The organism is Klebsiella sp. SYXHC3, from assembly GCF_057196925.1.
On the sequence record NZ_JBXUNG010000014.1, the window covers coordinates 76,220 to 86,914 of the forward strand.

Below are 10,695 nucleotides of genomic sequence, written 5' to 3' on the forward strand. Positions count from 1 at the left end.
GCGCCGTCAGATTTTATAGAAGTCGGTATTTTTAACGCTTTGCAGGACCTGTTTATTCAACAGATTGAGGAGCAGCATTGAACGGGCTTCGCCGTCGGGCTCGGTGAAAATAGCCTGCAGCCCTTCAAAAGCACCGTCGGTGATTAACACGCTGTCGCCTTCATGAGGCGTTTCCGGGTCGGTAATACCTTCCGGTTTATAGATGGAAAGCTGGTGAATCACCTCTGAAGGGACCACTGCCGGTTGGGCGCCAAAACGGACGAAACTGTTCACCCCTCGGGTAGCGCTGATGGTGGTGGTATGAATGATCTCGGGATCGAATTCGACGAACAGATAGTTTGGGAACAGGGGCTCGCTGACCGTAGTACGTTTACCACGGATGATTTTTTCCAGCGCGATCGTCGGCATCAGGCAATTGACTGCCTGACGTTCAAGGTGTTCCTGGGCGCGCTGAAGCTGCCCACGTTTGCAATAAAGTAAGTACCAGGCTTGCATAATGACTCTTTCCGCTTTACTACCTGCAAGCATAACAAAAGCCTGGAACAATCGCGAAAACCATTATAAGCGAAAGCGTAAATAGCCTGTTCATTTACGCTTATTTAACAAAAGTACAGCATCGTTGCGGCGAAAATCGTATAATCAGCCGCTTGTATAGAGGTCAATAATAACTCCATGAAATACCACGATCTACGCGACTTTCTGACATTACTTGAGCAGCAGGGCGAGCTAAAACGGATAACCCTGCCGGTCGACCCGCATCTGGAAATTACCGAAATTGCCGACCGCACCCTGCGTGCCGGCGGCCCGGCGCTGCTGTTTGAAAACCCGAAAGGCTACTCGATGCCGGTGCTGTGCAACCTGTTTGGCACGCCGCGTCGTGTGGCGCTGGGGATGGGCCAGGAAGACGTCAGTTCGCTACGGGAAGTCGGGAAGCTATTGGCCTTTCTGAAAGAGCCGGAGCCGCCAAAAGGCTTCCGCGATCTGTTTGATAAGCTGCCGCAGTTCAAGCAAGTGTTGAATATGCCGACCAAACGCCTGCGCGGCGCGCCTTGTCAGCAAAAAATCATCCAGGGCGATGATGTCGATCTCAACAACATACCGATTATGACCTGCTGGCCGGAAGATGCCGCGCCGCTGATTACCTGGGGGCTGACGGTGACCCGCGGCCCGCACAAGGAGAGGCAAAATCTGGGTATTTATCGCCAGCAGCTGATCGGCAAAAATAAACTCATCATGCGTTGGTTGTCCCACCGCGGCGGCGCGCTCGATTTTCAGGAGTGGTGCGCGGCGCATCCCGGCGAACGTTTTCCGGTTTCCGTGGCGCTTGGCGCCGATCCGGCGACCATTCTGGGCGCGGTGACGCCGGTTCCTGATACCCTGTCGGAATACGCTTTCGCAGGCTTGCTGCGCGGCACCAAGACCGAAGTGGTGAAGTGCGTTTCCAATGACCTTGAAGTGCCGGCCAGCGCGGAAATCGTGCTTGAAGGCTACATTGAGGCCGGCGAGATGGCGCCGGAAGGGCCATACGGCGATCATACCGGCTACTACAATGAAGTAGACAGCTTCCCGGTATTTACGGTGACCCATATTACCCAGCGCGAAGACGCGATTTATCATTCGACCTATACCGGTCGTCCGCCGGATGAACCCGCGGTGCTGGGCGTGGCGCTGAACGAAGTCTTTGTGCCGATTCTGCAAAAGCAGTTCCCGGAAATCGTCGATTTCTATCTGCCGCCGGAAGGGTGTTCCTATCGCCTGGCGGTGGTGACCATGAAAAAACAGTACGCAGGCCATGCCAAGCGCGTGATGATGGGCGTCTGGTCGTTCCTGCGCCAGTTCATGTATACCAAGTTCGTGATTGTCTGCGACGATGACGTGAACGCGCGCGACTGGAATGACGTGATTTGGGCGATTACTACCCGTATGGACCCGGCTCGTGATACGGTACTGGTAGAAAATACGCCAATAGATTATCTGGATTTTGCCTCGCCGGTTTCCGGCCTGGGTTCAAAAATGGGGCTGGATGCCACAAATAAATGGCCTGGCGAAACCCAGCGTGAATGGGGTCGTCCAATCAAAAAAGATCCTGAGGTGACGGCGCGTATCGACGCCATCTGGGATGAACTGGCCATCTTTAAATAACAGTAAGCGGGGCTAACGCCGCTGTTTTGCTCTATAGACCCGACAGAGGGGACGCATGACAACCTTAAGCTGTAAAGTGACCTCGGTGGAGGCGATTACCGATACCGTGTATCGCGTTCGATTAGTACCGGAAGCGGCATTTTCTTTCCGCGCCGGCCAGTATCTGATGGTAGTGATGGATGAGCGCGACAAGCGTCCGTTCTCTATGGCTTCCACGCCGTCAGAGCACGAGTTTATCGAGCTGCATATCGGTGCTTCTGAACTCAATCTGTATGCGATGGCGGTGATGGATCGCATTCTGAAAGAGCGTGAAATTGAGGTTGATATTCCGCATGGCGAAGCGTGGCTGCGCGATGACGAAGATCGCCCGCTGATTCTGATCGCCGGCGGTACCGGATTCTCTTATGTGCGTTCTATTCTGTTAACCGCGCTGGCGCGTAACCCGGATCGCGATATCGCCATTTATTGGGGCGGCCGCGAGGCTAAGCATCTGTACGATCTGGCCGAGCTGGAAGCGTTAAGCATCAAGCATCCGAATCTGCGCATCGAGCCGGTGGTCGAGCAGCCGGAAGAAGGGTGGCGTGGTCGCTCCGGTACGGTACTCACCGCCGTGCTGCAGGATTACGGTACGCTGGCCGAGCATGATATTTACATTGCCGGTCGTTTTGAGATGGCCAAAATTGCCCGCGATCTGTTCTGTAATGAGCGCGGCGCGCGTGAAGATCGCCTGTTTGGCGATGCGTTTGCGTTTATCTGAAAATAAAAAACCCGCCCCTGACAGGCGGGAAGAACGGCAACTAAACCCCCTCTAATCCATTATTGCCTGTTGGCTGGCAGGCAATAATGGCATCGAGTTTTTTCCTACATCCGCTCGAATACGGTGGCGATCCCCTGGCCTAAGCCGATACACATGGTCGCCAGACCGAACTGCGCGTCTTTGCGTTCCATCTGGTTAATCAGCGTGGTGCTAATACGCGCTCCGGAACAGCCTAGCGGATGTCCGAGCGCGATCGCGCCGCCGTTAAGGTTGATCTTCTCGTCGATCTGCTCCATTAAGCCCAGATCTTTAATACACGGCAGGATCTGCGCGGCAAACGCTTCATTCATTTCAAAGACGTCGATATCGCTGGTGGATAATCCCGCTTTTTTCAGCGCCATCTTTGAGGCCGGAACCGGGCCATAACCCATAATGGACGGATCGCAGCCGACCACCGCCATTGAACGGACGCGAGCGCGCGGCTTCAGCCCCAGCTCGCGGGCGCGGCTTTCGCTCATCAGCAGCATGGCCGCCGCGCCGTCGGAAAGCGCGGAAGAGGTACCTGCCGTTACCGTGCCGGTCACCGGATCGAAAGCCGGTCTCAGCGCCGCCAGCGCTTCTACGGTGGTTTCCGGGCGGATCACTTCGTCATAATTAAAGGATTTCAGCACGCCATCGGCATCGTGGCCGCCGGTCGGGATAATCTCCGCCTTGAATGCCCCGGATTGCGTCGCCGCCCAGGCGCGAGCGTGGGAACGTGCGGCGAATTGATCCTGCATTTCACGGCTAATGCCGTGTAGACGCGCCAGCATTTCCGCGGTCAGCCCCATCATACCGGCGGCTTTCGCCACGTTACGGCTAAGGCCCGGATGGAAATCGACACCATGACTCATTGGCACATGGCCCATGTGCTCAACGCCGCCAATCAGGCAGACACTGGCGTCGCCGGTCATGATCATACGGGCGGCATCGTGCAGCGCCTGCATGGAGGAACCGCACAGGCGGTTAACCGTTGTTGCCGGTACCGAGTGCGGTATTTCCGCCAACAGCGCGGCGTTACGCGCAATGTTGAAACCCTGCTCCAGCGTTTGTTGCACGCAGCCCCAGTAAATATCGTCAATCGCGCTCGCCTCAAGGGACGGGTTACGCGAGAGCAGGCTTCGCATCAGGTGTGCGGAGAGGTCTTCCGCACGCACGTTGCGAAAGGCGCCGCCCTTTGAACGGCCCATCGGGGTGCGAATTGCATCGACAATGACAACCTGTTCCATTGTGACTCCTTAAGCCGTTTTCAGTTCGCCAACCGGACGGGCTGGTTCTACTGGAGGATAATACGCTTCGTTATGACGGGCCTTATTACGCAGACCCTCCGGCACGGCATAAAGCGGGCCGAGGTGCTGGTATTGCTGCGCCATATCGAGATATTTTGCGCTGCCGATGGTGTCCAGCCAGCGGAATGCGCCGCCGTGGAATGGAGGGAAGCCCAGGCCGTATACCAGCGCCATATCCGCTTCCGCCGGGCTGGCGATAATGCCTTCTTCCAGGCAGCGAACAACTTCGTTAACCATTGGGATCATCATGCGGGCGATAATCTCTTCATCGCTGAAATCGCGCTTCGGCTGGCTGACTTCGGCCAGCAGACTATCGACTGCGGCATCTTCTTCTTTCTTCGGCTTACCTTTACTGTCTTCTTTATAACGCCAGAAACCGAGGCCGTTCTTCTGGCCGAAACGGCTGGCGTCAAACAGCGCGTCGATAGCATCGCGATAATCTTTCTGCATCCGCTGTGGGAACCCCGCCGCCATTACCGCCTGAGCATGGTGCGCGGTATCGATGCCGACAACATCCAGCAGATAGGCCGGGCCCATCGGCCAGCCAAACTGTTTTTCCATCACTTTGTCGACTTTGCGGAAATCCGCGCCGTCGCGCAGCAGCTGGCTGAAGCCTGCGAAATAGGGGAACAGGACGCGGTTAACGAAGAAGCCGGGGCAATCATTCACCACGATCGGTGTTTTGCCCATTTTGCTGGCCCAGGCCACGACTTTGGCAATGGTCTTGTCCGAAGTTTTCTCGCCGCGGATCACTTCAACCAGCGGCATGCGATGTACCGGGTTAAAGAAGTGCATACCGCAGAAATTCTCCGGGCGCTGCAGAACGCTGGCCAGCTCGCTGATAGGAATCGTTGAGGTGTTGGAAGCCAGCACGGTGTCCGGACGCACTTTCTCTTCGGTTTCCGCCAGTACCGCTTTCTTCACTTTCGGGTTTTCCACCACCGCTTCAACGACGATGTCCACGCGGTCAAAACCGCTGTATTCCAGCGTTGGCTGAATGGTGCTAATCACTCCGGCCAGCTTCAGGCCGTCGATTTTTCCGCGTTCCAGCTGTTTATTCAGCAGCTTCGCCGCTTCGGTCATGCCAAGGGTCAGCGATTTGTCGCTAATGTCTTTCATCACCACCGGCACGCCTTTCCAGGCTGACTGGTAAGCAATGCCGCCACCCATAATGCCGGCGCCTAATACGGCAGCGTGCTTCGGCGTCTCGACATCTTTGGTCAGCTTTTTCGCTTTCGCTTTGACGTACTGGTCGTTAAGGAAGATACCGACCAGTGCGCGCGCTTCGTTGGTGTGCGCCAGCGGAACAAAACTTTGGTTTTCCAGCTTCAGCGCGTCATCACGGCCAAGACGCGCGGCGGCTTCGATGGTTTTTACCGCGGTGATCGGCGCCGGGTAATGTTTTCCGGCGGTTTGTGCGACCATACCTTTGGCAATAGTGAAGCTCATGGCGGCTTCAATTTTGCTGAGCTTCAGCGGCTCCAGTTTCGGCTGACGTTTGGTTTTCCAGTCCAGGTCGCCATTAATCGCCTGGCGCAGAATCGCCAGCGCGCCGTCATGCAGTTTTTCCGCGGCAACAATGCCGTCAATGAGGCCAATTTTCAGCGCTTGATCGGCACCGACGTCTTTACCGGCGGCAATAATTTCCAGCGCGCTATCGGCGCCGAGCAGGCGCGGCAGACGTACGGAACCGCCGAAGCCAGGCATAATGCCCAACTTGGTTTCCGGCAGGCCGATGCGCAGATCCGGCGTGGCGAGGCGATAGTCGGTCGCCAGTACGCATTCGCAGCCGCCGCCCAGCGCGTAGCCGTTAACCGCTGACAGAGTAGGGACCGGTAAATCTTCCAGACGATTGAAGACGCTGTTGGCGAAGTGCAGCCACTGGCTCAACTGTTCTTCCGGCACCAGGAATAGTGAAAGGAATTCGGTGATATCGGCGCCGACAATAAAGGCCGCTTTTTCAGAGCGCAGCAGCAGCCCTTTGAGATCTTTTTGTTTTTCGAGTACGTCCAGCGCGTGACCGAGGCTGGCAACGGTTGCAGTATCAAGCTTGTTAACCGAGCCGGGGGCGTCGAAAACCAGTTCGGCAATGCCATCTTCCAGCCAGTCGAGGTACAGGGTGTCGCCTTTGTAGAGCATGTCAGTCTCCTGAATCCAGCAATATGATCTGGTCATACCAGATGACTCGGAGTGTGGAATTTATGTTAAGAAAATGCAAATTACTCTTTAAATAATTGCTGGTCGGATCACATCCGGTAGAAATCACCCGGCCTGGAGCCAATGTGCTAAGATGCGGAGAATCACGATCCAATAAAAGCAAAGGATAAAAGATGGAATCACTGGCCGCGCTTTATAAAAATCATATCGTTACCCTACAAGAACGTACCCGCAAAGTTTTAGATCGCTTCAAGCTGGATGCTCTGCTTATCCACTCCGGCGAGCTGATCAATGTCTTCCTCGACGATCATCCGTATCCGTTTAAGGTTAACCCGCAGTTTAAGGCGTGGGTGCCGGTGACCCAGGTGCCAAACTGCTGGCTGCTGGTGGATGGCGTGAATAAACCGAAACTGTGGTTCTATCTGCCGGTCGATTACTGGCACAACGTTGAGCCGCTGCCGACCTCTTTCTGGACTGAGGAAGTGGATGTTATTGCGTTGCCGAAAGCCGATGGCATTGGCGGTCAACTGCCCGCGGCGCGTGGCAACATAGCGTATATCGGCCCGGTGCCGGAACGTGCTTTAGGTCTGGAGATCGCGGCAGACAAAATCAACCCGAAAGGCGTTATCGACTATCTGCACTATTATCGCGCTTACAAAACCGACTATGAGCTGGCCTGTATGCGTGAAGCGCAGAAATCGGCGGTGAACGGCCATCGCGCGGCCCACGAAGCTTTCCAGTCGGGGATGAGCGAGTTCGATATTAATCAGGCTTACCTGACGGCGACCGGTCATCGCGATACCGACGTCCCTTACAGCAATATCGTGGCGCTGAATGAGCATGCGGCCGTATTGCACTACACCAAGCTGGATCACCGTGCGCCAACCGAAATGCGTAGCTTCTTGTTGGATGCGGGCGCAGAGTACAACGGCTATGCCGCGGACCTGACTCGTACCTGGGCAGGCCACAGCGACAACGATTTCGCGCAGCTGATTAAAGACGTTAACGACGAGCAACTGGCGCTGATTAGCACCATGAAGGCTGGCACCAGCTACGTTGATTACCATATTCAGTTCCATCAGCGCATCGCAAAGCTGCTGCGTAAACACCAGCTAGTGACCGGCATGAGCGAAGAGGCGATGGTGGAAAACGATCTGACCGGGCCGTTTATGCCACATGGGATTGGTCATCCGCTGGGCCTGCAGGTTCATGATGTCGCCGGTTTCATGCAAGACGATACCGGTACGCATCTGGCGGCGCCGTCGAAGTATCCTTACCTGCGCTGCACCCGTATTCTCGAACCGCGTATGGTGTTGACTATCGAACCAGGAATCTACTTTATTGAGTCGCTGTTGGCGCCATGGCGTGAAGGGCAGTTCAGCAAGCACTTCAACTGGCAGAAAATTGAAGCCATGAAGCCGTTTGGCGGGATTCGTATCGAAGATAACGTGGTGGTTCACGAAAACAGCATCGAAAATATGACGCGCGACCTGAAACTGGCGTAATGGAAAGTTGGTTGGTGCCGGCCGCGCCGGTGAGCGTTGTTGAAGAGATCAAAAAGAGCCGTTTCATCACGCTGTTGGCGCATACCGACGGCGTGGCGGCGGCGAAAGCGTTTGTCGAATCGGTCAGGGCTGAGCACCCGGACGCTCGTCACCACTGCGTGGCATGGGTTGCCGGGCCTCCTGATGATTCACAGCAGCTGGGTTTCTCTGACGATGGCGAACCGGCGGGAACGGCAGGTAAACCCATGCTGGCGCAGCTGATGGGCAGCGGCGTCGGCGAGATAACCGCGGTGGTGGTGCGCTACTACGGTGGTATTCTGCTGGGTACCGGCGGTCTGGTGAAGGCCTATGGCGGCGGTGTCCATCAGGCGCTTGCGCAGTTGAAAACGCAGCGCAAGACGCCGTTAACCGCATATACTTTGCAATGTGAATACGGACAGCTGGCCGGGGTAGAAGCGTTGCTGGCGCAGTTCTCGGGCATTATTGTGGAAAGCGAATATCAGGCGTCTGTGCAACTGCGCGTCGCGCTTCCGCAAGCTGAAGTGGCCTCTTTTTCGACAAAACTGGCTGATTTTAGTCGTGGTTCATTGCAATTACTGAAGATTGACGAATAATCCCCACCTGATTTTTTTGTAACCCAAAGGAAGCGCCAGAGATGCATTTTCGCGCGATAACCCGAATCGTTGGACTGTTGGTCATCTTATTTTCGGGGACAATGATTGTCCCGGGATTAGTGGCCTTGATATATCGCGATGGCGCGGGGCGAGCTTTCACCCAAACCTTCTTTGTTGCCCTGGCGATTGGCTCCATGCTGTGGTGGCCGAACCGCAAGCAAAAAGGCGAACTGAAATCCCGCGAGGGGTTTCTGATTGTCGTGCTGTTCTGGACCGTGTTGGGCAGCGTCGGTGCGTTACCGTTTATCTTTGCTGAACAGCCTAATCTGACGGTGACGGATGCCTTTTTTGAATCCTTCTCCGGCTTAACCACTACCGGCGCGACGACGCTGGTGGGACTGGACTCACTGCCTCATGCCATCCTGTTCTATCGCCAGATGCTGCAGTGGTTCGGCGGTATGGGGATCATCGTGCTGGCGGTGGCGATTTTGCCTATCCTCGGCGTCGGTGGGATGCAGCTCTACCGGGCGGAAATGCCGGGCCCGTTGAAAGACAATAAAATGCGCCCGCGTATTGCCGAGACGGCAAAAACGCTGTGGCTTATTTATGTCTTATTAACCGTCGCCTGCGCATTGGCGCTGTGGTTTGCCGGAATGCCGGCATTCGACGCGATTGGTCATAGCTTTGCGACCATCGCTATCGGCGGCTTCTCAACTCACGATGCCAGCGTCGGCTACTTTAATAGCCCGATGATTAACTCCATCATCGCCATCTTCCTGCTGATCTCCGGCTGTAACTATGGCCTGCACTTTTCGCTATTAAGTGGACGCAGTTTGCGGGTTTACTGGCGTGACCCGGAATTCAGAATGTTTATCGGTGTTCAGCTAACCCTGGTTATCGTCTGTACACTGGTATTGTGGCTACATAATGTCTACGGCTCGGTGTTAACAACGCTGAACCAGGCGTTCTTCCAGGTGGTATCGATGGCGACGACCGCTGGGTTTACTACCGATAGTATTGCGCGTTGGCCACTGTTCTTGCCGGTATTGCTGCTATGCTCTGCGTTTATCGGCGGCTGCGCCGGGTCAACGGGCGGTGGCTTAAAGGTCATTCGTATCCTGTTGCTGTTTAAGCAGGGGAATCGTGAGCTTAAGCGCCTGGTGCACCCGAATGCGGTCTATAGCATTAAGCTAGGCAACCGTGCGCTACCGGAACGTATTCTGGAAGCCGTGTGGGGATTTTTTTCCGCCTATGCGCTGGTCTTTATCATTAGTATGCTGGCTATTATTGCGACTGGGGTTGATGACTTCTCTGCCTTTGCTTCAGTTGTGGCGACATTGAACAACCTGGGGCCTGGTCTTGGGGTCGTTGCTGATAACTTTGCGACAATGAACCCGGTCGCGAAATGGATCCTGATTGCTAACATGCTGTTTGGTCGTCTGGAAGTGTTCACCTTATTGGTGCTCTTTACTCCCACTTTCTGGCGCGAATAACAGGAGTGCTCGTGAAAACTTTAATTCTTTTCTCCACCCGGGATGGGCAGACCCGTGAAATTGCCTCCTACCTGGCTTCTGAACTCAAAGAGCTGGGGGTTGATGCGGATACTGTGAACCTGAACCGTACCGAGACGGTTGAGTGGCATCATTACGATCGGGTGGTGATTGGCGCTTCTATTCGCTACGGGCACTTTCATCCAGCGCTGGATCGCTTTGTGAAAAAGCATCTGGCATCTCTGCAGGCGTTGCCGGGGGCGTTCTTCTCGGTAAACCTGGTGGCGCGCAAACCGGAAAAGCGCACCCCGCAAACCAACAGCTATACGCGCAAGTTTCTCCTTAACTCGCCGTGGCAGCCGCAGAGCTGCGCGGTATTTGCCGGTGCGCTGCGTTATCCGCGATATCGCTGGTACGATCGAATGATGATTCGCTTAATTATGAAGATGACCGGCGGGGAAACGGATACCAGTAAAGAAGTGGTTTATACCGATTGGCCGCAGGTTGCCAGATTTGCCCGAGAAATCGCGCAAATGACGAGCAAATAGCGCGTAAAACTCGCGTTATGGTGGAAAATCGAGCGAACGAAAAGTTTTTTTAAATTTCCTCTTGTCACTTCAGAATTACTCCCTATAATGCGCCACCACTGACACGGAACAACGGCAAACAAGCCGCCGGGTCAGCGGGGTTCCGGTGAGAACC

9 protein-coding genes are annotated in these 10,695 nt (G+C 55.2%); 6 read left to right on the top strand and 3 right to left on the bottom strand.

Going from position 1 to position 10,695, the window contains the following annotated elements:
* Positions 1–6: 6 nt before the first annotated feature.
* Entirely contained in the window at positions 7–495 is a 489-nt protein-coding gene (gene rfaH, locus AC2CGP_RS22935; protein WP_015703997.1) for a transcription/translation regulatory transformer protein RfaH, read from the bottom strand.
* Positions 496–672: 177 nt separating this feature from the next.
* On the opposite strand from rfaH, the gene ubiD reads away from it, so the two are divergent.
* Together ubiD and fre are read left to right on the top strand one after the other, a co-directional pair.
* Positions 673–2,142 carry a 4-hydroxy-3-polyprenylbenzoate decarboxylase gene (gene ubiD / locus AC2CGP_RS22940; protein ID WP_142689529.1) on the top strand — a complete coding sequence of 490 codons (1,470 nt, stop codon included), beginning with the start codon at positions 673–675 and terminating at the stop codon, positions 2,140–2,142.
* 55 nt (positions 2,143–2,197) lie between these two features.
* On the top strand, positions 2,198–2,899 hold the full coding sequence (fre, locus tag AC2CGP_RS22945) for an NAD(P)H-flavin reductase (protein WP_008807928.1): 702 nt from the start codon (positions 2,198–2,200) through the stop codon (positions 2,897–2,899).
* A gap of 104 nt (positions 2,900–3,003) precedes the next feature.
* On the opposite strand, the gene fadA is transcribed toward fre, so the two are convergent.
* Entirely contained in the window at positions 3,004–4,167 is a 1,164-nt protein-coding gene (fadA, locus tag AC2CGP_RS22950; RefSeq protein WP_015368838.1) for an acetyl-CoA C-acyltransferase FadA, read from the bottom strand.
* A gap of 9 nt (positions 4,168–4,176) precedes the next feature.
* Positions 4,177–6,366 carry a fatty acid oxidation complex subunit alpha FadB gene (gene fadB, locus AC2CGP_RS22955; protein ID WP_126338596.1) on the bottom strand — a complete coding sequence of 730 codons (2,190 nt, stop codon included), beginning with the start codon at positions 6,364–6,366 and terminating at the stop codon, positions 4,177–4,179.
* A 191-nt stretch (positions 6,367–6,557) separates the two neighbouring features.
* Between fadB and pepQ the strand changes: the two genes are divergently transcribed.
* From pepQ to hemG, 4 genes are read left to right on the top strand one after another with little or no spacing between them, the layout of a single operon-like run.
* On the top strand, positions 6,558–7,889 hold the full coding sequence (gene pepQ / locus AC2CGP_RS22960) for a Xaa-Pro dipeptidase (protein ID WP_015704000.1): 1,332 nt from the start codon (positions 6,558–6,560) through the stop codon (positions 7,887–7,889).
* Complete coding sequence (locus AC2CGP_RS22965) at positions 7,889–8,503, top strand: IMPACT family protein (protein WP_015704001.1); 615 nt, start codon at positions 7,889–7,891, stop codon at positions 8,501–8,503. The genes pepQ and AC2CGP_RS22965 overlap by 1 nt, the downstream gene beginning before the upstream one ends.
* A 41-nt stretch (positions 8,504–8,544) precedes the next feature.
* A complete protein-coding gene (trkH, locus tag AC2CGP_RS22970; protein ID WP_015368834.1) occupies positions 8,545–9,996 on the top strand; it encodes a Trk system potassium transporter TrkH in 1,452 nt (483 codons plus the stop codon).
* 11 nt (positions 9,997–10,007) lie between these two features.
* Positions 10,008–10,541, top strand: coding sequence for a menaquinone-dependent protoporphyrinogen IX dehydrogenase (hemG, locus tag AC2CGP_RS22975; protein WP_015368833.1), 534 nt, complete (start codon positions 10,008–10,010; stop codon positions 10,539–10,541).
* Positions 10,542–10,695 lie beyond the last annotated feature (154 nt).